General features: G+C 60.8%; 20 protein-coding genes. 15 read left to right on the forward strand and 5 right to left on the reverse strand.

The features are described from left to right. The first annotated feature begins 65 nt into the window (after positions 1 to 65). A complete protein-coding gene (locus GE543_RS24090; RefSeq protein ID WP_002551505.1) occupies positions 66 to 845 on the forward strand; it encodes an exodeoxyribonuclease III in 780 nt (259 codons plus the stop codon). Between the two features lie 69 nt (positions 846 to 914). Here GE543_RS24090 and GE543_RS24095 read toward each other — a convergent pair whose 3' ends face one another. Then, the gene (locus tag GE543_RS24095) at positions 915 to 1,283 is read right to left on the reverse strand and encodes a DUF4870 domain-containing protein (RefSeq protein ID WP_153222531.1); all 369 of its coding nucleotides are present in this window, start codon (positions 1,281 to 1,283) and stop codon (positions 915 to 917) included. A 20-nt stretch (positions 1,284 to 1,303) separates the two neighbouring features. Continuing rightward, the gene (gene rph / locus GE543_RS24100) at positions 1,304 to 2,026 is read right to left on the reverse strand and encodes a ribonuclease PH (protein WP_003313989.1); all 723 of its coding nucleotides are present in this window, start codon (positions 2,024 to 2,026) and stop codon (positions 1,304 to 1,306) included. 313 nt (positions 2,027 to 2,339) lie between these two features. Here rph and GE543_RS24105 point away from each other — a divergent pair, with 313 nt between their 5' ends. The 6 genes from GE543_RS24105 (at position 2,340) to GE543_RS24130 (ending at position 7,635) form a co-directional block, all read left to right on the forward strand. After that, on the forward strand, positions 2,340 to 3,203 hold the full coding sequence (locus GE543_RS24105) for a YicC/YloC family endoribonuclease (RefSeq protein ID WP_003344441.1): 864 nt from the start codon (positions 2,340 to 2,342) through the stop codon (positions 3,201 to 3,203). 13 nt (positions 3,204 to 3,216) lie between these two features. Next, positions 3,217 to 3,861 carry a guanylate kinase gene (gene gmk / locus GE543_RS24110; RefSeq protein ID WP_003344442.1) on the forward strand — a complete coding sequence of 215 codons (645 nt, stop codon included), beginning with the start codon at positions 3,217 to 3,219 and terminating at the stop codon, positions 3,859 to 3,861. 147 nt (positions 3,862 to 4,008) lie between these two features. Then, the gene (gene rpoZ / locus GE543_RS24115) at positions 4,009 to 4,272 is read left to right on the forward strand and encodes a DNA-directed RNA polymerase subunit omega (protein ID WP_003320174.1); all 264 of its coding nucleotides are present in this window, start codon (positions 4,009 to 4,011) and stop codon (positions 4,270 to 4,272) included. A gap of 60 nt (positions 4,273 to 4,332) precedes the next feature. Beyond that, positions 4,333 to 6,438 (forward strand): bifunctional GTP diphosphokinase/guanosine-3',5'-bis pyrophosphate 3'-pyrophosphohydrolase, encoded by a 2,106-nt coding sequence (gene spoT, locus GE543_RS24120; protein WP_003404001.1) that lies wholly within the window; start codon positions 4,333 to 4,335, stop codon positions 6,436 to 6,438. Positions 6,439 to 6,462: 24 nt separating this feature from the next. Further along, positions 6,463 to 6,843 carry a RidA family protein gene (locus tag GE543_RS24125; RefSeq protein ID WP_003313984.1) on the forward strand — a complete coding sequence of 127 codons (381 nt, stop codon included), beginning with the start codon at positions 6,463 to 6,465 and terminating at the stop codon, positions 6,841 to 6,843. A 54-nt stretch (positions 6,844 to 6,897) separates the two neighbouring features. Next, a complete protein-coding gene (locus GE543_RS24130) occupies positions 6,898 to 7,635 on the forward strand; it encodes a lipoprotein (RefSeq protein WP_046236133.1) in 738 nt (245 codons plus the stop codon). Between the two features lie 52 nt (positions 7,636 to 7,687). Here GE543_RS24130 and GE543_RS24135 read toward each other — a convergent pair whose 3' ends face one another. After that, a complete protein-coding gene (locus GE543_RS24135; RefSeq protein WP_046236134.1) occupies positions 7,688 to 8,536 on the reverse strand; it encodes an SDR family oxidoreductase in 849 nt (282 codons plus the stop codon). A 209-nt stretch (positions 8,537 to 8,745) separates the two neighbouring features. Here GE543_RS24135 and exbB point away from each other — a divergent pair, with 209 nt between their 5' ends. From exbB to GE543_RS24165, 6 genes are all read left to right on the forward strand, one after another. Beyond that, on the forward strand, positions 8,746 to 9,699 hold the full coding sequence (gene exbB / locus GE543_RS24140; protein WP_003413988.1) for a tonB-system energizer ExbB: 954 nt from the start codon (positions 8,746 to 8,748) through the stop codon (positions 9,697 to 9,699). Positions 9,700 to 9,702: 3 nt separating this feature from the next. Further along, a complete protein-coding gene (gene exbD, locus GE543_RS24145) occupies positions 9,703 to 10,128 on the forward strand; it encodes a TonB system transport protein ExbD (RefSeq protein WP_002551495.1) in 426 nt (141 codons plus the stop codon). After that, positions 10,125 to 10,871, forward strand: coding sequence for an energy transducer TonB (locus GE543_RS24150; protein ID WP_003413986.1), 747 nt, complete (start codon positions 10,125 to 10,127; stop codon positions 10,869 to 10,871). Before exbD ends, GE543_RS24150 begins: the two co-directional genes overlap by 4 nt. Before the next feature lie 92 nt (positions 10,872 to 10,963). Then, entirely contained in the window at positions 10,964 to 11,887 is a 924-nt protein-coding gene (locus tag GE543_RS24155) for a hydrogen peroxide-inducible genes activator (RefSeq protein WP_002551493.1), read from the forward strand. A gap of 11 nt (positions 11,888 to 11,898) precedes the next feature. Beyond that, complete coding sequence (gene recG, locus GE543_RS24160) at positions 11,899 to 13,974, forward strand: ATP-dependent DNA helicase RecG (RefSeq protein ID WP_153222532.1); 2,076 nt, start codon at positions 11,899 to 11,901, stop codon at positions 13,972 to 13,974. Positions 13,975 to 14,060: 86 nt separating this feature from the next. Next, positions 14,061 to 15,458, forward strand: a complete 1,398-nt coding sequence (locus GE543_RS24165) for an aminoacyl-tRNA deacylase and HDOD domain-containing protein (RefSeq protein WP_004408917.1) — start codon at positions 14,061 to 14,063, stop codon at positions 15,456 to 15,458. Between the two features lie 62 nt (positions 15,459 to 15,520). On the opposite strand, the gene GE543_RS24170 is transcribed toward GE543_RS24165, so the two are convergent. Then, a complete protein-coding gene (locus GE543_RS24170; RefSeq protein ID WP_046236136.1) occupies positions 15,521 to 15,922 on the reverse strand; it encodes a GFA family protein in 402 nt (133 codons plus the stop codon). A 296-nt stretch (positions 15,923 to 16,218) separates the two neighbouring features. Between GE543_RS24170 and GE543_RS24175 the strand changes: the two genes are divergently transcribed. Further along, positions 16,219 to 17,526, forward strand: a complete 1,308-nt coding sequence (locus GE543_RS24175; protein WP_003313973.1) for a CitMHS family transporter — start codon at positions 16,219 to 16,221, stop codon at positions 17,524 to 17,526. 69 nt (positions 17,527 to 17,595) lie between these two features. Here the strand turns inward: GE543_RS24175 and GE543_RS24180 are convergent, their stop codons facing one another. Then, positions 17,596 to 19,089, reverse strand: coding sequence for a YifB family Mg chelatase-like AAA ATPase (locus GE543_RS24180; protein WP_153222533.1), 1,494 nt, complete (start codon positions 19,087 to 19,089; stop codon positions 17,596 to 17,598). Between the two features lie 398 nt (positions 19,090 to 19,487). On the opposite strand from GE543_RS24180, the gene GE543_RS24185 reads away from it, so the two are divergent. Beyond that, positions 19,488 to 19,683, forward strand: a 196-nt coding sequence (locus GE543_RS24185; protein ID WP_371927253.1) for a hypothetical protein, incomplete at its 3' end; no start/stop codon positions are given.

Genomic DNA, 19,683 nt, shown 5'->3' on the forward strand with positions numbered 1-19,683 from the left:
CCACGGATTTAGCTAATTAGGTAGAGCTCGGGTATCATACACGCACGTGATTTTTGGGGCCATTTATGCGGATCATCAGTGTGAACGTAAATGGCATTCAGGCTGCGGTCGAGCGTGGTTTGCTCAGCTGGCTGCAAGCTCAGAATGCCGACGTCATCTGCTTACAGGACACCCGCGCCTCCACCTTTGAACTGGACGATCCAGCCTTTCAGCTGGATGGTTACTTCCTCTATGCCTGCGAAGCCGAGGTTCCCGCTCAGGGTGGTGTGGCGCTGTATTCGCGGTTGCAGCCGAAGGCGGTAATCAGCGGCCTCGGCTTCGAGACAGCCGACCGCTACGGGCGCTACCTGCAAGCAGATTTCGACAAGGTCAGTATCGCTACCCTGCTCTTTCCGTCGGGGATGAATGGCGATGAAGACCTGAATCAGAAATTCAAGCTCATGGACGATTTCGGCAAGTACATGGACAAGCAGCGCCGCAAGCGTCGCGAATACATCTACTGCGGATCGCTCTATGTGGCGCAGCAGAAGCTCGATATCAAGAACTGGCGCGACAGCCAGCAGTCGCCCGGCTTCCTCGCGCCCGAGCGCGCCTGGATGGACGAGATCGTCGGCACCATGGGCTACGTCGATGCCCTGCGCGAAGTCAGCCGTGAAGGTGACCAGTACAGCTGGTGGCCGGACAACGAGCAGGCCGAGATGCTGAATCTGGGTTGGCGCTTCGATTATCAGATCCTGACCCCAGGCCTGCGCCGCTTCGTGCGCAGCGCCCGTCTGCCACGCCAGCCGCGCTTCTCGCAGCACGCGCCGTTGATCGTGGATTACGACTGGACCCTGACTATCTGATAGCCAGGCAAGGCAGCGAACACGAAAAAGCCGACTTGAAGTCGGCTTTTTGCGTTGCCTGAAGTGATGCTACTTGATCAGGCGCAAGGTGAACGGATAGCGATAATCGACGCCGTCATTGGCTTTTATCCCGGCAATGATCGCCAGCACTGCGGCACCGATCCCCACCAGCGTCAGTAACGCAAAGCCGATGATGAGCAGCACCAGCAGCATGCTGACGGTGGCCGCAATGGCGACCGTGATCTGAAAGTTCAGCGCTTCCTTGCCTTGCGCGTCGATAAACGGATCGGAATCTTTCTTCAACTGCCAGATAATCAGCGGGCCCAGCAGATTGCCGAACGGAAACATCAGTCCGGCAAACGCCGACAAGTGACAGAACATCGCCCACTGGCGAGCGCTTTGCGGCGGTTTGCTGAGCGGTTGCAAGCTGTCACTCATGATCGGACCCCTTCTGGGTATCAGTCGGCCAACGCGGCACGCTGCAATTCAAACAACTCGGTCATACCCTTCTGCGCCAGCGCGAGCATCGCGTTCAGCTCTTCAGGCTGGAAGGGCGCGCCTTCGGCAGTACCTTGAACTTCAATGAAACCGCCTGCGCTGGTCATCACCACGTTCAGGTCGGTTTCGGCAGCCGAGTCTTCGAGGTAGTCCAGGTCGAGCACTGGCTCACCCTGATACATGCCGACCGAAACAGCCGCGATCATTTGCTTGAGCGGGTCGCCGCCTTTCAGGCCGCCGCGCTTCTTGATCACCTTCAGCGCATCTGCCAGAGCAACCATCGCACCGGTAATAGAAGCCGTACGAGTGCCACCGTCAGCCTGAATGACATCGCAATCGACGTAGAGGGTGACGTCGCCCAGCTTGGACATGTCCAGCGCAGCGCGCAGCGAACGACCGATCAGGCGCTGGATTTCGAGTGTACGACCGCCCTGCTTGCCGCGGCTGGCTTCGCGCTGATTACGCTCGCCGGTAGCGCGTGGCAGCATGCCGTATTCGGCTGTCAGCCAGCCCTGGCCTTGGCCCTTGAGAAAGCGTGGCACGCCGTTTTCGACGCTGACGGTGCAAATCACCTTGGTATCACCAAACTCGACCAGTACAGAACCCTCGGCGTGTTTGGTGTAGTTGCGGGTGATGCGGATCGAGCGGAGCTGATCGGCGGCGCGACCACTTGGACGTTTCATCTGGGATACCTGTACTGAGACGGAAAACTGCTGGGCATTATAGAGGCCACAGCTGCCGCTGGGCATCTCTAAAAGCCGTCAATGCCGATCCGGCGCAACCAGAAGGCCCTGAATCAAGGCTTTCGACGCGCAGATAGGGGGTAAAACAACGCCTTGCGTCACTTGTCACACTGTCGGATTGGGAGCCTGCGCCGCACTGCGCTACAATCCTGCGCCTCTACAGCCAGCCGGCTTTCACGACGCCCATGACCGCCACTTCTGCGCGCTCATGAACCGAACAACGCTTTTGCAAGCGAACCAAGAGGTATCTCCCATGGTGCACAGCATGACTGCCTTTGCCCGAGTAGAGCGGGCCGGTGCCCAGGGCACACTGAGCTGGGAACTGCGCTCGGTCAACCACCGCTATCTTGAGCCGCACCTGCGCCTGCCGGAGTCGTTCCGCGATCTGGAAGGCGCGATTCGCGAAGCGCTGCGTCAGGGCCTGTCGCGCGGCAAGGTCGAGTGCACACTGCGCTTTGTCGAGGAAACCGCCGGCAAGCCGCTGCAGGTGGACCTTGAACGCGCTGGCCAATTGATCGCCGCAGCCGAGTCGGTTGCCGGCTTGATCAAACAGCCTGCCGCCTTGAACCCGCTTGAGGTGCTGGCATGGCCGGGCGTGCTGGTCGCCGATGCCAACGATCCGCAGGTCTTGAACACCGAGGCCCTGAAACTGTTCAATGATGCGCTGACCGAATTGAAAAGCGGGCGCGGGCGCGAAGGCGCAGATCTGGCGCGGCTGCTCGACGAACGCCTGTCCTCCATCGTTGAAGAAGTCGCCACCTTGCGCACGCTGGTGCCACAGATGCTCGCAACACAGCGGCAGAAGGTGCTCGATCGCTTTGCCGACATGAAAGCCGAACTCGACCCTCAGCGTCTGGAACAGGAAATGGTTCTGCTGGCACAGAAAAGCGATGTCGCCGAAGAACTGGACCGCCTCAGCACCCACGTCACCGAAGTGCGTCGCGTACTCAAGGCTGGCGGCCAGGCAGGACGCCGTCTTGATTTCCTGATGCAAGAGCTTAACCGCGAAGCGAACACACTGGGCTCCAAGGCCTTTGACCCACGCAGCACGCAGGCTGCCGTCAACCTCAAAGTGTTGATCGAGCAGATGCGTGAGCAAGTGCAGAATATTGAGTAAGGCTAAACCTGACATGACCCATATCACTGGCACCCTGTACATCATTTCCGCTCCGTCCGGCGCGGGCAAGACCAGTCTGGTCAAGGCGCTGATGGACGCTCAGCAAGAGCCTCAGCACGGCGCGCAGGCAAAGATTCGCGTCTCTGTCTCGCACACCACGCGCGCCATGCGCCCCGGCGAAGTGGACGGTGTGAACTACAACTTCGTCGATCGTGCCACGTTCCTGAGCATGATCGAGCACGGCGACTTTCTCGAGCAGGCCGAGGTCTTCGGCAACCTGTACGGCACGTCGCAGAGCCACCTGCAGCAGACGCTGGACGAAGGCCACGACCTGATTCTGGAAATCGACTGGCAGGGTGCGCGTCAGGTTCGTGCGCAGATGCCGCAGGCCCGCTCCATCTTCATTTTGCCGCCGACCCAGCAGGCCTTGCGCCAGCGCCTGACCAATCGCGGCCAGGACAGCGACGAGATCATCGAAGCGCGGATGCGTGAAGCGGTCAGCGAAATGAGCCACTACAACGAGTATGAGTACGTCGTGGTCAATGATGACTTTGCCGGCGCGCTGGAAGACCTCAAGGCGATTTTCCGCGCCAACCGCCTGACTCAACAGCACCAGCAAGAGCAATACAGCGAGCTTTTTCAGGAGTTGCTGGCTTGATCGAAACGTTTCCAGACATCAGGCAACAGGTTAAAAGCATGCCGTTGGTGGCATGCCGCTTGATGACTGGTGCTGTCCGCTTGTAAACTACCGAGTCCGCTCGCCCATCCGGGCATCGCGCATCCGCATTTGCTACGAGGAATACCCATGGCCCGCGTAACCGTTGAAGACTGCCTAGAACACGTGGATAACCGCTTTGAGCTGGTCATGCTCTCTACCAAGCGTGCCCGTCAACTGGCAACCGGCGGCAAAGAACCAAAGCTGGCCTGGGAAAACGACAAGCCTACCGTTATGGCCCTGCGTGAAATCGCAGCTGGCGTAATGGATTACTCTGTAATCGCAGAAGCTGAAATCGTTGAAGATGAGCCATTGTTCGCAGCGTTCGAGGACGAGTCCAACGAGGCCGTCTAAGCCTATGCCAGGTCGACGTAGTACGGCGCAGGGTAAAAGCCATTGGCAAGGGGTAGCGCCTTGCCGAGCATAGACGCCCTCGCCGACAGACTGTCGGCCTACCTCGGCAAGGACCAGGTCAATCTGGTCCGCCGAGCGTATTTCTACGCCGAACAAGCCCACGATGGCCAACGCCGTCGCAGCGGTGAAGCCTACGTCACCCATCCTCTCGCGGTGGCGAACATCCTTGCCGATATGCACATGGACCATCAGAGCCTGATGGCTGCGATGCTGCATGACGTTATCGAAGACACCGGGATTGCCAAGGAAGCGCTCAGCGCCCAATTTGGCGAGACCGTCGCGGAACTGGTCGACGGGGTCAGCAAACTGACCCAGATGAATTTCGAGACCAAGGCCGAAGCCCAGGCGGAAAACTTCCAGAAAATGGCCATGGCCATGGCGCGCGACATTCGCGTCATTCTGGTCAAGCTCGCCGATCGCCTGCACAACATGCGTACGCTGGAAGTCCTGTCCGGCGAAAAGCGCCGGCGCATCGCCAAGGAAACCCTCGAAATCTATGCGCCCATCGCCAATCGGCTGGGCATGCACAGTGTGCGCATCGAATTCGAGGACCTGGGCTTCAAGGCGATGTACCCGATGCGCTCCTCGCGAATCAACCAGGCGGTCAAGCGCGCCAGGGGCAATCGCAAGGAACTGGTCAACAAGATCGAAGAGTCCCTGAGTCATTGCCTGGCCGTCGATGGCATCGAAGGCGACGTCAGTGGGCGGCAGAAACATCTGTATGGCATCTACAAGAAGATGCGCGGCAAGCGTCGCGCCTTCAACGAGATCATGGATGTCTACGCGTTCCGCATCATCGTCGACAAGGTCGACACCTGCTATCGCGTGCTCGGCGCTGTACATAATTTGTACAAGCCGCTGCCCGGTCGCTTCAAGGATTACATCGCGATCCCCAAGGCCAACGGCTATCAGTCCCTGCACACCACCTTGTTCGGTATGCATGGCGTGCCTATCGAGATCCAGATTCGCACCCGCGAAATGGAAGAAATGGCCAACAACGGCATCGCGGCGCACTGGCTGTACAAGTCCAGCGACGACGAGCAGCCCAAGGGCACTCACGCCCGAGCCCGACAGTGGGTCAAGGGCGTTCTGGAAATGCAGCAGCGCGCCGGCAACTCCTTGGAATTCATCGAAAGCGTCAAGATCGACCTGTTCCCGGACGAGGTCTACGTTTTCACGCCCAAAGGCCGAATCATGGAGCTGCCCAAAGGCTCCACAGCGGTGGACTTCGCCTACGCGGTACACACCGATGTAGGCAACAGCTGCATTGCCTGCCGGATCAACCGCCGACTGGCGCCGCTTTCCGAACCGCTACAAAGTGGCTCGACCGTCGAGATTGTCAGCGCCCCCGGCGCACGTCCGAATCCGGCCTGGCTGAACTTCGTCGTCACCGGCAAGGCGCGCACCCACATTCGTCATGCACTCAAGCTGCAACGCCGCTCCGAGTCGATCAATCTCGGTGAGCGCCTGCTGAACAAGGTCCTCAACGGGTTTGAGTGCAGCCTCGACAAGATCGGTCAGGAGCGCATTCAACTGGTGCTCAACGAATACCGGGTCGAAGTGCTGGAAGACCTGCTCGAAGACATCGGCCTGGGTAATCGCATGGCTTATGTCGTTGCCCGCCGCCTGCTGGGCGAAGGCGATCAACTGCCAAGCCCTGAAGGCCCGCTGGCGATTCGTGGCACCGAAGGTCTGGTGCTCAGCTACGCCAAGTGCTGCACGCCAATCCCGGGCGACCCGATTGTCGGCCACCTGTCTGCAGGCAAGGGCATGGTTGTGCACCTGGACAACTGCCGCAACATCAGCGAAATCCGCCACAACCCGGAAAAATGCATTCAGCTGTCCTGGGCCAAGGACGTGACGGGCGAATTCAACGTCGAGCTGCGTGTCGAACTCGAGCATCAGCGCGGCCTGATCGCGCTGCTGGCCAGCAGCGTCAACGCGGCGGACGGCAATATCGAAAAAATCAGCATGGACGAACGCGATGGTCGCATCAGCGTGGTCCAACTGGTGGTCAGCGTGCACGATCGCGTGCACCTGGCTCGTGTGATCAAGAAACTGCGCGCCCTGACCGGTGTCACACGCATCACCCGGATGCGCGCGTAGGCCATCCCACTATCAGGAGTTCTCATGACCAAGACTGTCATCACCAGCGATAAAGCCCCTGCGGCCATCGGCCCTTACTCACAGGCCATCAAAGCTGGCAATACCGTCTACATGTCCGGACAGATCCCGTTGGACCCGAGCACCATGGAACTGGTCGAGGGCATCGAAGCCCAGATCACTCAGGTTTTCGAAAACCTCAAGTCGGTTGCCGAAGCAGCGGGCGGATCCTTCAAGGACATCGTCAAACTGAACATCTTTCTGACTGATCTGGGCCACTTCGCCAAGGTCAACGAGCTGATGAGCGCCTACTTCACCCAGCCTTATCCGGCCCGTGCAGCCATCGGCGTTGCGGCCTTGCCGCGTGGCGCCCAGGTTGAAATGGACGCGATTCTCGTCATCGAATAAATCCCCGACGGAGCGTGCCTTGCGCTCCGTTCTCCCTGAAGGAAGGAATCCGTTATGCGCTCCGCGCTCGCCATCTCGCTGCTCGCCGTCATTCTGGGCGGCTGCGCCAGCCACGCCGACCGCAATCCGGACGGCACCTGGATCAACCAGACCGCCATCGACGCCGCCGTCAAGCAAGGCAACTTGCGCCAGGCCCTGCTCGCCAATGGTCCCAATCTGGAGTGGAAAATCAACTCCAAGGCCAATCAGGCCATTTACTCCAATGGCTTCGAGCTCGGCGAAGGCAAGATCGTCAGCGCTGCCGAAGGCAAGATGCATGTCGATTTCTACGGCAACTTCTTCGAAGACCTGAGCGTCAAGGGCGACGAACTGGTCCAGGCGGCCAGCGAATCAGGCCCTGAACAGCACTTCCAGAAACCCGAAGATCCGGCACCGGACGGCGCTCAGCCAGGCAGCAGCTTCGAAAAAGCTCTGTATGGCGCCTACATGGGCGGCAAGTGGACGGTCGTCGAAGGCGACGGTCAGGGCAGCACTGTGCAATTCATGCCTGACGGCAGTGTGCAGGGGCTTCCGGAAAACGATCGTTACGCGCTCTGCCTGGCAGGCGATTGTGCAGCGATGAGCGGCGAATACGACAGCATGTGGCTGGAGAAGGCCGAGAAAGGCAACCCGTGGATTTTCGCCCGCAAAGGCAAGCAGCTGGAGATATTCCAGGCTGTGAACAACGCCGGCGCGGACCAGATGCCCGAGCTGCGTCCCGGCCCACGTCGCTGGTTGCTCGAACAGCAGTAAGCGATTCAGGCATCAGGAGCGCCCTGCTTGGCGCTCCTGATCGACCACTGTTTTAGCCTAGCAAAGCCGCATAACCGGCCCTGTAGTCCGGGTACATGGGTTTCCACCCCAACGCTCGCGCCCTGGCATTGCTGCAACGCTTGCTGCCCACGCGCTGCACGCTGACCTCCTCTGACCATTCGGTCACCCCCAGATACTCACGGATCCACGCCACCACATCGGCCAGCGCGGCCGGATCGTCGTCGACGCCCAGGTAGCAACTCTCCAGCGCAACGCCGCGTTGATCCGCCAGCAGCACGTGCTCCAGCAGACCGGCCGCATCGTCGGCATGAATGCGATTGGCGTAGACCGGCGGATCGATCCTCACGCTGTGCCCTTGGCGGACGCGGTTCGACAGGTCACTGCGGCCCGGGCCGTAAATACCGGTCAATCTCACCGCCGTGGCCGGAAACCCGCTGTTCAGCGCGACCTGCTCGGCTTCCAGCATCACCGTGCCGGTGTAGTTGCCGGGCTCGGTGGCGGAGGTTTCATCCACCCATTCCCCATTCTGCTGACCGTAAACACCGCTGCTTGACACGAAGATCAGGCGCTTTGGCCGCTGCCCGGTCTGCTTGAGCCAGCTCAACACATTACGCAGGCCCTCGACATAAGCCATCCGGTAACCCGCTTCGTCACGCTGCGAGGGGGTCGCGCAATACACCACATAATCCAGTGCCGCAGCAGGCCATTGGGCAGGTTTTGGCGTCTCGAACAGATCGCCCGCCACACCGATAACACCGGCAGGAAGCTCGGAAACAGTGCGCCGCAGCCCATGCACGGTCCAGCCGTGAGGCAGCAGGCGAGTAGCGAGTCGCGAACCAATGTCGCCACAGCCGGCGATCAGAAGCGAAGGAGCAGTCATTCGGTATCTCCAGAAAAGGCGGTGTCAGTATCGTTAAAAACGCTCATCGACAGGCAAGCGTTCGGGCGAATATGTAAAAAAGATACTGTATTACTTTTGTTAACAAGAACGATTTGCAATAATGGCGGCCCATTCGTTCCCCGTGAGCGTCGACAGCACCACGCGACGCACTGGAACCATCCCCTTTTTTCCTCTCAGGTCCGGCCAGCATGAAACGCATTCAATCAATCGCTTCGCCTACCCAGATGCCTCGCCTGCCTCGTGCATGGCGCAGTATCGCAGCCCTTGTCTTGAGCCTGATGTTCGTCCCCATGGCACTCGCGGATCAATCGGCTCCGACCGCGGCCCCTGCGACCTCCACCGCACCTGCGGCAACGGCACCTGCCGCACCTGACGCAGCAGTCCCGGTGCAGGCCATGGAGCCCGCCGCCGAAGACAACAGCCTGGGCATGGCGCATGACCTGTCGCCGTGGGGCATGTATCAGAATGCCGACGTCGTGGTCAAAGCGGTCATGATCGGTCTGGCCATCGCCTCGATCATTACGTGGACCATCTGGATCTCCAAGGGTTTCGAGCTGCTGGGCGCCAAGCGCCGGTTGCGCGGCGAGATCGTCAACCTGAAAAAAGCCCGCTCCCTGACTGAAGCGAGCGCCACCGCCAGCACGGAAGGCACCCTCGCCCACCTGCTGGTGCACGACGCCCTCGAAGAGATGCGCCTGTCCGCCAACAGCCGCGAGCGCGAAGGGATCAAGGAGCGTGTCAGCTTCCGCCTCGAGCGTCTGGTCGCCGCCTGTGGCCGCAACATGAGCATGGGCACCGGCGTGCTGGCGACCATCGGTTCGACTGCGCCGTTCGTGGGTCTGTTCGGTACGGTATGGGGCATCATGAACAGCTTCATCGGCATCGCCAAGACCCAGACCACCAACCTCGCCGTGGTCGCACCCGGCATCGCCGAAGCCCTTCTGGCCACGGCGCTGGGCCTGGTCGCTGCGATCCCTGCGGTGGTGATCTACAACGTCTTCGCCCGCTCCATCGCCGGTTACAAGGCTCAGGTGTCCGATGCCTCGGCACACGTCCTGCTGCTGGTCAGCCGCGATCTGGATCATCTGCCAGAGCCGTCCGAGCGCAATCAACAACAACCGCACATGGTCAAGGTGGGCTAACACGTGGGCCTGCATCTTAACGAAGGCGGCGACGATCTCGCCGAGAACCATGAAATCAACGTGACGCCGTTCATCGACGTCATGCTGGTGCTGCTGATCATCTTCATGGTGGCTGCGCCGCTGGCGACCGTAGACATCAAGGTCGATCTGCCAGCGTCTACCGCCACACCGCAGCCCAGGCCCGAGAAGCCGATCTTTCTCAGCGTGAAAACCGACAAGAGCCTGTACCTGGGCGAAGAGAAGGTTGCCCGCGAGCAGATCGGTCAGGTGCTGGACGCCCGCACCAAGGGCAAGAAAGACACCACGATCTTCTTCCAGGCCGACAAGGGCGTGGATTACGGCGATCTGATGGAGGTCATGAACACGCTTCGGGGTGCGGGTTACCTGAAGGTCGGTCTGGTGGGTCTTGAGACGGCTGGTAAGAAATGATCAGTACGCGCCAAAAACTGACGCGCTATAGCGGTAGTCTGTTGTTGGTGCTGGCCGTGCACGCCATCGCAATCATTGTTGCCGTTCGCTGGCCTGCCCCGCAGCCTGTCGAATTGCCACCGGCCGCCATGATGGTCGAACTTGCACCAGTGCCCGAGCCCGCTCCGCCGCCACCGCCCAAGGTCGTTCAGCCGCCCCCGCCGCCAGCCCCGGAGGAGCCGACACCGGTGCCGGAAGTCGTGCAGGCGCCGAAGCCGGAAATCGTGGTGCCCAAGAAGGTCGAGAAGCCCAAGCCCAAACCACAGCCGCCAAAGCCGCAGAAGAAGCCTGAGCCGCCCAAGGAAAAGCCTGCCGACGAAAAGCCGGTCGATACACCGCCGACCACGGCGCAACCGGCAAAGCCGGTGGCTCCCAAGCCTGCTCCTGCACCTTCGCCACCCAGCAACGCATTACCGAACTGGCAGGGTGATTTGCTCGGTCATCTGAGCAAGTACAAGAAGTACCCTGAGGATGCACGCCGTCGTGGCATGCAGGGTGTTGCTCGTTTGCGCTTCGTGGTGGACGCTGACGGCAACGTGCTGTCCTACTCGATTGCCGCCAGTTCAGGCAGCTCTTCGCTGGACCGGGCGACCATGGAAATGATCCGTCGCGCTCAGCCTTTGCCCAAGCCGCCTAAGGAAATCCTCAACAACGGCACCATTGAAATCCTCGCACCGTTCGTTTATTCGCTGGATAAACGCTGAATTGTACTTTTGTTACTCATAAGTACTTCTGATAACGTGCGTCTATCGATTGCACCCGCTATGCTGGGGTCGCAACTTCATGGACGCACGTTATGACTCTTACAGAATTGCGCTACATCGTTACGCTCGCCCAGGAGCAGCACTTTGGCCATGCAGCGGAACGCTGCCATGTCAGCCAGCCAACGCTGTCGGTGGGTGTCAAAAAACTCGAAGACGAACTCGGCGTGCTCATTTTCGAGCGCAGCAAGAGCGCTGTACGCCTGACACCGGTCGGTGAAGGCATCGTGGCGCAGGCGCAGAAAGTGCTGGAGCAGGCCCAGGGTATTCGCGAGCTGGCCCAGGCCGGCAAGAACCAGCTGACCGCCCCGCTGAAAGTCGGCGCGATCTACACCGTCGGCCCTTACCTGTTTCCTCACCTGATCCCGCAACTGCACCGGGTCGCCCCGCAGATGCCGTTGTACATCGAAGAAAACTTCACGCATGTGCTGCGCGACAAGCTGCGTAACGGTGAGCTGGATGCCGTCATCATTGCCTTGCCGTTCAACGAAGCCGACGTGCTGACCCTGCCGCTTTACGACGAACCGTTCTCCGTCCTGATGCCGGCCGACCATCCCTGGACTCAGAAAGAGACCATCGATGCCTCGGCGCTCAACGACAAGAGCCTGCTGTTGCTGGGCGAAGGTCACTGCTTCCGTGATCAGGTTCTGGAAGCCTGCCCGACGCTGGGCAAGGGCAACGAAGGCGCCAAGCACACGACAGTAGAGTCCAGCTCGCTGGAAACCATTCGGCACATGGTCGCCTCCGGGCTGGGCATTTCGATCCTGCCACTGTCGGCAGTCGACAGCCACCACTACGCGCCCGGCGTGATCGAAGTCCGCCCGCTGACGCCGCCCGTGCCTTTCCGCACGGTCGCCATCGCCTGGCGTGCAAGCTTCCCGAGACCCAAAGCCATCGAAATCCTCGCTGACTCTGCACGTCTGTGCTCGGTGGCACGTCCGAAAACAGTCGCTAGCTAGGCAGAACAGAAATGAGCGAGCTTTCCAGGGTCTCGGTCACGGCGCTCAAGGGTGTCGGCGAAGCGATGGCAGAAAAGCTGGCCAAGGTCGGGCTGGAAACCCTGCAGGACGTGCTGTTCCATCTGCCGCTGCGTTATCAGGACCGTACGCGCATCGTACCGATCGGTGCGCTGCGTCCTGGTCAGGATGCCGTCATCGAAGGCGTGGTCAGCGGTGCCGATGTGGTAATGGGCAAGCGCCGCAGCCTGCTGGTCCGGCTCGGCGACGGCACGGGGGTCGTCAGCCTGCGCTTCTACCATTTCAGCAACGCCCAGAAAGAAAGCATGAAGCGTGGCACACACCTGCGTTGCTTCGGCGAAGCGCGTCCCGGAGCTTCCGGACTGGAAATCTATCACCCGGAATATCGGGCGATTACCGGTGATGAGCCCGCGCCCGTCGAACAGACCCTCACGCCGATCTACCCGACGACCGAAGGCCTGACCCAACAGCGTCTGCGCCAGCTGTGCCAGCAAAGCCTGGCGATGCTCGGCCCCAAAAGTCTGCCGGACTGGCTGCCTGAAGAACTGGCCCGCGATTATCAGCTGGCCCCGCTGGACGATGCGATCCGTTACCTGCATCACCCACCGGCCGATGCCGACGTGGAGGAGCTGGCCCTCGGGCATCACTGGGCGCAGCACCGACTGGCTTTCGAAGAACTGCTGACTCACCAGCTTTCCCAGCAACGCCTGCGTGAAAGCCTGCGCTCACAGCGCGCACCGGCATTGCCCGTTGCGAAAAAACTGCCGAAACAGTTTCTCGCCAACCTCGGCTTTGCCCCCACCGGCGCGCAGCAGCGTGTCGGCAAGGAAGTCGCCTATGACCTGAGTCAGCCTGAGCCGATGCTGCGGCTGATTCAGGGCGACGTAGGGTCGGGCAAGACCGTGGTTGCTGCGCTGGCTGCCTTGCAGGCACTGGAAGCGGGTTATCAAGTGGCGCTGATGGCGCCCACCGAGATTCTCGCCGAGCAGCACTACATCAACTTCCAGCGCTGGCTCGAGCCCTTGAGCGTGGGCGTGGCCTGGCTGGCAGGCAAGCTCAAAGGCAAGGCGCGCGTAGCGTCTCTGGAGCAGATCGCCGGTGGCACACCCATGGTCGTCGGCACCCATGCGCTGTTTCAGGACGAAGTGCAGTTCAAGAACCTGGCGCTGGTGATCATCGACGAGCAACACCGGTTCGGCGTGCAGCAGCGCCTGGCGCTGCGCAAAAAGGGCGTTGGTGGCCTGATGTGCCCGCATCAGTTGATCATGACCGCCACACCGATCCCGCGCACGCTGGCCATGAGTGCCTACGCCGATCTGGATACTTCGATCCTCGACGAACTGCCGCCGGGCCGGACGCCGGTCAATACCGTGCTGGTTGCCGACAGTCGTCGCCTGGAAGTCGTGGAGCGGGTGCGCGCCGCCTGTGCAGAAGGTCGCCAGGCCTATTGGGTGTGCACGCTGATCGAAGAATCCGAAGAGCTGACCTGCAAGGCCGCTGAAACCACCTACGAAGAATTGAGCAGCGCGTTGGGTGATGTGCGCGTCGGGCTGATTCACGGACGCATGAAACCCGCAGAAAAAGCCGCGATCATGGCCGAGTTCAAGCAAGGTGCGCTGCAATTGCTGGTGGCGACGACGGTCATCGAAGTCGGTGTCGACGTGCCGAACTCCAGCCTGATGATCATCGAGAACCCCGAGCGCCTCGGCCTGGCGCAATTGCACCAGTTGCGCGGCCGCGTCGGGCGCGGCAGCGCGGTGAGTCATTGTGTGCTGCTCTACCATCCGCCGCTTTCACAGATTGGACGGCAGCGACTGGGCATCATGCGCGAAACCAACGATGGTTTTGTCATCGCCGAAAAAGACCTCGAACTGCGCGGCCCCGGCGAAATGCTAGGTACCCGACAAACGGGCCTTCTGCAATTCAAGGTCGCCGACCTGATGCGCGACGCAGACCTGCTACCGGCCGTACGCGACGCGGCTCAGGCGCTGTTGGAGCGCTGGCCGCAACACGTCAGCCCGCTGCTCGACAGGTGGCTGCGTCATGGCCAGCAGTATGGCCAGGTGTGATGCAGACTATGCTTTGCAAACCGCGTGCGACCCAAATCGAATAACGTGGTTATACTTCAGAAAATGTAGGAATTTGGACATAGCTCATGACAGAAGTCGCCCACGTCAATGATCCGCACCATGCGCCGTCGGTAATCCGGCAGTTGCTTGAAAAATTGGCTATCAGCTACAACGAAGTCGTGGACGAAAAAAGCCTTCCTCCAGCTCGCAAGGTGCAGGCTGTGCTGGTCGAGGACGCTGTCGGTGCATTGCTTATCCTGTTTCCGCAAAGCCAGTTGCTCGACCTCTCCCGCATCACTGAGCTGACCGGCCGCAAACTGACCGCCGTGCCGCACGAGCGGCTGGAGCGCATGCTCACCAAGCACAACCTGCGCGTACTGCCAGGTCTCCCGGCGCTGACCAGCTCACCGTGCCTTTACGACGAGCGCCTGCTTCAGGAGCCAACCCTGCTGGTGGGTTCGGGCGAGCCTGGGGTCCTGCTGGAAATCAGCAGCGACGACTTCAAGGGCATGCTGAGCAAGGCCAGCGCCGCGCACTTTGGTCAACCGGTGGCGACGATCCGGCCGAACCTCGATCGTCCTGACGACGATCCTGCAGAAATCACCCAGGCCATGCATGCCTTTACAGCGCGCCGCATCCAGCAGCGTCTGGAGGCGACCCTGGAGATTCCGCCGCTGGCTGGCACTGCGCAAAAAATCATCAAACTGCGTGTCGACCCCGATGCGACCATCGATGACATCACCGGCGTCGTCGAAACCGATCCAGCGCTGGCCGCTCAGGTCGTCAGCTGGGCCGCTTCGCCGTATTACGCGTCGACCGGCAAGATTCGTTCGGTCGAAGACGCAATCGTCCGCGTACTGGGCTTCGATCTGGTGATCAATCTGGCACTGGGCCTCGCACTGGGCAAAACCCTGAGCCTGCCCAAGGATCAGCCGCAACAGACCACGCCGTACTGGCAGCAATCGATCTACACCGCTGCTGTCATCGAAGGCCTGACCCGCGCCATTCCGCGCGCCAGCCGGCCGGAGGGCGGTCTGAGCTACCTCGCCGGCTTGCTGCATAACTTCGGTTACCTGCTGCTGGCGCACGTGTTTCCACCGCACTTCACCCTGATCTGCCGGCAACTGGAAGTGAACCCGCATTTGCACCACAGCTTTATCGAGCAGCACCTGCTGGGTATCAGCCGCGAGCAGATCGGTGCGTGGCTGATGCGCTATTGGGACATGCCGGATGAGCTGTCCATCGCATTGCGTTTCCAGCACGACCCGCACTACAAGGGTGAGCATCACGTCTATGCCAACCTGGTCTATCTGGCAGTGCGCCTGCTGCGAGCCAACGGTATCGGCTCCGGTCCCGAGCAGGACATCCCGGACGAACTGTTCGATCGCCTGGGTCTGACGCGCGAAAAAGCCAACGAATCGGTGAAAAAAGTGCTCGAGGCCGAAGTGCTGCTGCGCGAACTGGCGTCGCAGTTCAGCAAGTAACCTGCGGATCTAGTATGCGAATAGTGCCGACGGCTCCGGCCTTGGCGCTCTCCCCTCGAGCCTTAGAAAGGCTCGCCTTCAACTCCCGGCAGGTGCTCATCCAGGCGTAGCCATGGAAGCCGGTTCTCTATCCAGATGTGTCGAGAGGGCGCGGCCAGCTCCGGTTGGTCAAGTGTTGCAATGGTGACATCGATCTCGTCAGGGCTGTTGCGCGTGAACAACGCCAGGTGAGCGCCGCACTTGCCGCAGAAATAGCGGACGCAGCTGGGTGCAGAGTCATAAGCGCAGGGGCTGCCCGTCAGCCACATAAACGAAGCCAGCGGCACACTTATCCAGGTGACGACCGTTGCACCCGAGGTGCGTCGACAGATGGAGCAATGACAGTGAGCGATGTCCCGCAACGGCGCATCGAACTGGTAACGCAGCCCGCCGCAATGGCAGCCACCCGAGTGTATCTCGCTCATCCGTGCTTCTCCTGTTCATGCCCATAATCCCTGTGACAATAAAATTCCGGCAACTGCCGAATGAAAGCTCGGTGAAAGCTTGGCCAATTAGCATCAACCCACTTCCGGCAAAAAGACCGGTTAGCCAGGAACGGATTCCGAGGTGTTTCAGGCTCAATTAACAACAATAATGGTGATTCCGATGCTTCCTGACTTCTCGCTCCACACTCTCCTTGCGCCCCCACTCCACGTACCGATCTGCTGAGCTGACTCGTTCATTTCACGTTCTGTAGCCGTATTACGTCTGGAGTATTCCCATGCTGACTTTCCTTGGCTTTGCCATGGTTATTGCGTTCATGTACCTGATCATGAGCAAGCGCCTGACTGCGCTGATCGCCTTGATCCTGGTGCCGATCATCTTCGCCCTGTTCGGTGGCTTCGCGTCGCAGATCGGCCCGATGATGCTGGCAGGTATCACCAAGCTGGCGCCGACCGGCGTGATGCTGATGTTCGCCATTCTGTACTTTGCGCTGATGATCGACTCCGGTCTGTTCGACCCGGCCGTGCGCAAGATCCTGAAAATGGTCAAGGGCGACCCGATGCGCATTTCGGTCGGCACCGCCGTACTGGCGCTGGTGGTGTCCCTCGACGGTGACGGCGCGACCACCTACATGATCTGCGTTGCCGCCATGCTGCCGCTGTACAGCCGCATCGGCATGAGCCCGCGCATCATGGCCGGCCTGATCATTCTGGCCGGCGGCGTGATGAACATGACGCCCTGGGGCGGCCCGACCGCTCGTGCGGCCAGTGCCCTGCACGTCGATGCCTCCGACATCTTCGTACCGATGATCCCGGCCATGCTGGCAGGTGTGATCGCGATCCTGGCGATTGCCTACTTCTACGGCAAACGCGAACGTGCCCGTCTGGGTGAACTGCACCTGCAGGGTGATGAAGTCGACCACAGCGAAATCAGCGTCTCGCAATTCCCCGACGCGCGTCGTCCAAAGCTGATCTGGTTCAACGCCGCCCTGACCCTGACCCTGATGGTCGCCCTGATCATGGGCCTCCTGCCCCTGCCGGTCCTGTTCATGATCGCGTTCAGTATCGCGATGATCATCAACTACCCGAACCTGCAGGACCAGAAAGACCGCGTATCGGCCCACGCCGGTAGCGTACTGGCGGTGGTCGGCCTGATCTTCGCCGCGGGTATCTTCACCGGCATCCTGTCCGGCACCGGCATGGTCGACGCGATGTCGAAAAGCCTGCTGGCCGTGATCCCGGATGCGCTGGGCCCGTACCTCGCCGTGATCACGGCGCTGGTGAGCATGCCGTTCACCTTCTTCATGTCCAACGACGCGTTCTACTACGGCGTCCTGCCAGTGCTGTCCGAAGCCGCTGCTCACTACGGCATCAGCCCGGTGGAAATGGCCCGCGCCTCGATCGTCGGTCAGCCGGTCCACCTGCTCAGCCCGTTGGTGCCTTCGACCTACCTGCTGGTGGCACTGGCCGGTATCGAGTTCGGCGACCACCAGCGCTTCACCCTGAAATGGGCGATTCTGGTGTGCATGTGCATCCTGGTTGCCGCGCTGCTGATGGGGATCTTCCCGTTCTATAGCAGCATGTAAGCGTCTTTAGCTGTCCCAAAACTCGCCGTCGACTTGATCGTTGACGGCGAGTTTTTGCGTTTGCGGCCATCAATTGGTTGAAGGCCGATACTGCAAGGCCTCCGCCAGATGACTGCGGTTGATCGCGTCCACCTGCTCCAGATCCGCCAGGGTCCGCGCCACCTTCAGCAATCGATGCGCCGAGCGTAATGAGAGGGTCAGACGCTCACACGCCGTCTCCAGCCAGCTTTCATCGACACTGGACAGCGCGCAGTACTCGCGCAGCCCCGGCAGATCGAGAAATGCATTGGCACAGCCCTGACGACGTTGCTGACGGTCTCTCGCCTCAGCGACCACGGCTGCGGCGCTGGCGGTGTTTTCACTGGTGGTGGGGTCAGGGTTGAGGGCGGTGGCTTCGCGAGCGACGGTCAGGTGCAGATCGATCCGGTCCAACAGCGGGCCGGACAACTTGTTGCGATAGCGCTGCACCTGCTCAGTGGAACAACGGCAGCGCCCGGTCGGCTCACCGAGATAGCCACAGGGACACGGGTTCATCGCCGCCACCAACTGGAACCGCGCCGGAAAGCGCACGCGATCCCGCGCCCGGGAAATAACGATATGCCCGGACTCCAGCGGCTCACGTAAAACCTCCAGCACGCGGCGATCGAACTCCGGCAGCTCATCAAGGAATAGAACGCCGTGATGCGCCAACGTGATCTCGCCAGGTTGCGGACGACTGCCGCCGCCCACCAACGCAGGTCCGGACGCCGAGTGATGCGGCTGCCGAAACGGCCGCTGCGGCCAACTGGTCAGCGGCACCTGGCTGGCAACCGACTGAATCGCCGCCACCTCCAGCGCTTCATGCTCGTCCAGCGGCGGCAACAAACCCGGCAGGCGGCTGGCGAGCAGCGTCTTGCCGGTGCCGGGCGGCCCGCTGAACAGCAGGTTATGCGCCCCCGCAGCGGCAATCACCAAGGCACGCTTCGCGGCGGTCTGGCCCTGCACTTCGCTAAGGTCCGGATAAGGCTTGGGCTGATGCAGCAAACCGCTGGACTGATACGGCGCAATCACCGTACGCCCGTTGAAATGCGCGACCAGCTCCAGCAAGTGACTCACCGCAATCACCCGCAGCCCCGACGCCAGACAGGCTTCCTCGGCGTTCACCGCCGGGATGATCAGCGTCCGCTCCACAGCACGCGCTGCCAGCGCAGCAGGCAGCACCCCCTGAATCGGCCGAATCGCCCCCGACAACGCCAACTCGCCCAGGCACTCAACATCCTGCAACGCAACCAACGGCACCTGCCCGCTGGCGGCCAGCAAACCCAGCGCAATCGCCAGATCAAACCGCCCGCCATCCTTGGGCAAATCAGCCGGGGCAAGGTTGAGCGTGATCCGCCGCGCCGGAAAATCCAGCCCGGAATTGAGAATGGCACTGCGCACCCGGTCCTTGCTCTCCTTGACCGCCCCCTCCGGTAACCCCACCAGCGTCAGGGCCGGCAGGCCGTTGGCCAGATGCGCTTCAACAGTAACCGCCGGGGCTTCCACCCCGACCTGGGCACGACTATGGACAATAGCCAGCGACATGGATCATTCCTTGATATGAGCGATGGGCGGGTATCGTGCTTTATTTACGGGGTGGGGGTGAGGGGGGAATGGATACAGGGTGTGAGTGGGGTCGACAGGCACGACACTTAGTCGGCTAAAGGCTGCATGCAAAACATAGATGCGCAAATTTTTGCGCATCCGATGGCCGGGGCTTAACCAGCAAAGCCCTATATTCAAAGCGATGCGGCACACATTCACGAGTCAGCGCAGGTGCGCAGACGCTTGCGCACTATTTCACGCTTTTTTTGCTCGATGTCTTTGCTTTAAATCTCTATCTATTTGTTTTTTAAGGATAAATAGACAGTCGGCACATATCTTGGAATGCACCTCTGTATACAGCGGGCGATATCGCCCGTTTCTGCGCAGAGATTCCATGCATGACCGATAAATCCGGCACACTAACGCAACGACGTGCTGCAACGTTCGCCAAGATACCCGCCACGGCCACCAGTCTGTGCCCCTTCCGAAAACCTGACGTCGCCATCGTGCCAGTGCGCTACGCGCTCGACCGCTCCCGCTACGATACCGCTCCCGAAAAGCTGAAACCGCTGCTCAAGGGCAGCCGCTGGGCGG

The sequence above is a fragment of the Pseudomonas sp. SZ57 genome, assembly GCF_009495975.1.
Taxonomy (GTDB): Bacteria; Pseudomonadota; Gammaproteobacteria; order Pseudomonadales; family Pseudomonadaceae; genus Aquipseudomonas; species Aquipseudomonas syringae.

What these genes read in the sequence shown, in the direction of transcription:
- exbB (WP_003413988.1), top strand. Translation starts at nt 8,746, where the DNA reads ATGAAACGCATTCAATCAATCGCTTCGCCTACCCAGATGCCTCGCCTG.
- rpoZ (WP_003320174.1), top strand. Translation starts at nt 4,009, where the DNA reads ATGGCCCGCGTAACCGTTGAAGACTGCCTAGAACACGTGGATAACCGC.
- gmk (WP_003344442.1), top strand. Translation starts at nt 3,217, where the DNA reads ATGACCCATATCACTGGCACCCTGTACATCATTTCCGCTCCGTCCGGC.
- GE543_RS24105 (WP_003344441.1), top strand. Translation starts at nt 2,340, where the DNA reads ATGGTGCACAGCATGACTGCCTTTGCCCGAGTAGAGCGGGCCGGTGCC.
- GE543_RS24130 (WP_046236133.1), top strand. Translation starts at nt 6,898, where the DNA reads ATGCGCTCCGCGCTCGCCATCTCGCTGCTCGCCGTCATTCTGGGCGGC.
- GE543_RS24150 (WP_003413986.1), top strand. Translation starts at nt 10,125, where the DNA reads ATGATCAGTACGCGCCAAAAACTGACGCGCTATAGCGGTAGTCTGTTG.
- GE543_RS24135 (WP_046236134.1), bottom strand. Translation starts at nt 8,536, where the DNA reads ATGACTGCTCCTTCGCTTCTGATCGCCGGCTGTGGCGACATTGGTTCG.
- GE543_RS24155 (WP_002551493.1), top strand. Translation starts at nt 10,964, where the DNA reads ATGACTCTTACAGAATTGCGCTACATCGTTACGCTCGCCCAGGAGCAG.
- GE543_RS24175 (WP_003313973.1), top strand. Translation starts at nt 16,219, where the DNA reads ATGCTGACTTTCCTTGGCTTTGCCATGGTTATTGCGTTCATGTACCTG.
- GE543_RS24125 (WP_003313984.1), top strand. Translation starts at nt 6,463, where the DNA reads ATGACCAAGACTGTCATCACCAGCGATAAAGCCCCTGCGGCCATCGGC.
- rph (WP_003313989.1), bottom strand. Translation starts at nt 2,026, where the DNA reads ATGAAACGTCCAAGTGGTCGCGCCGCCGATCAGCTCCGCTCGATCCGC.
- GE543_RS24090 (WP_002551505.1), top strand. Translation starts at nt 66, where the DNA reads ATGCGGATCATCAGTGTGAACGTAAATGGCATTCAGGCTGCGGTCGAG.
- recG (WP_153222532.1), top strand. Translation starts at nt 11,899, where the DNA reads ATGAGCGAGCTTTCCAGGGTCTCGGTCACGGCGCTCAAGGGTGTCGGC.
- GE543_RS24180 (WP_153222533.1), bottom strand. Translation starts at nt 19,089, where the DNA reads ATGTCGCTGGCTATTGTCCATAGTCGTGCCCAGGTCGGGGTGGAAGCC.
- GE543_RS24170 (WP_046236136.1), bottom strand. Translation starts at nt 15,922, where the DNA reads ATGAGCGAGATACACTCGGGTGGCTGCCATTGCGGCGGGCTGCGTTAC.
- GE543_RS24165 (WP_004408917.1), top strand. Translation starts at nt 14,061, where the DNA reads ATGACAGAAGTCGCCCACGTCAATGATCCGCACCATGCGCCGTCGGTA.
- GE543_RS24095 (WP_153222531.1), bottom strand. Translation starts at nt 1,283, where the DNA reads ATGAGTGACAGCTTGCAACCGCTCAGCAAACCGCCGCAAAGCGCTCGC.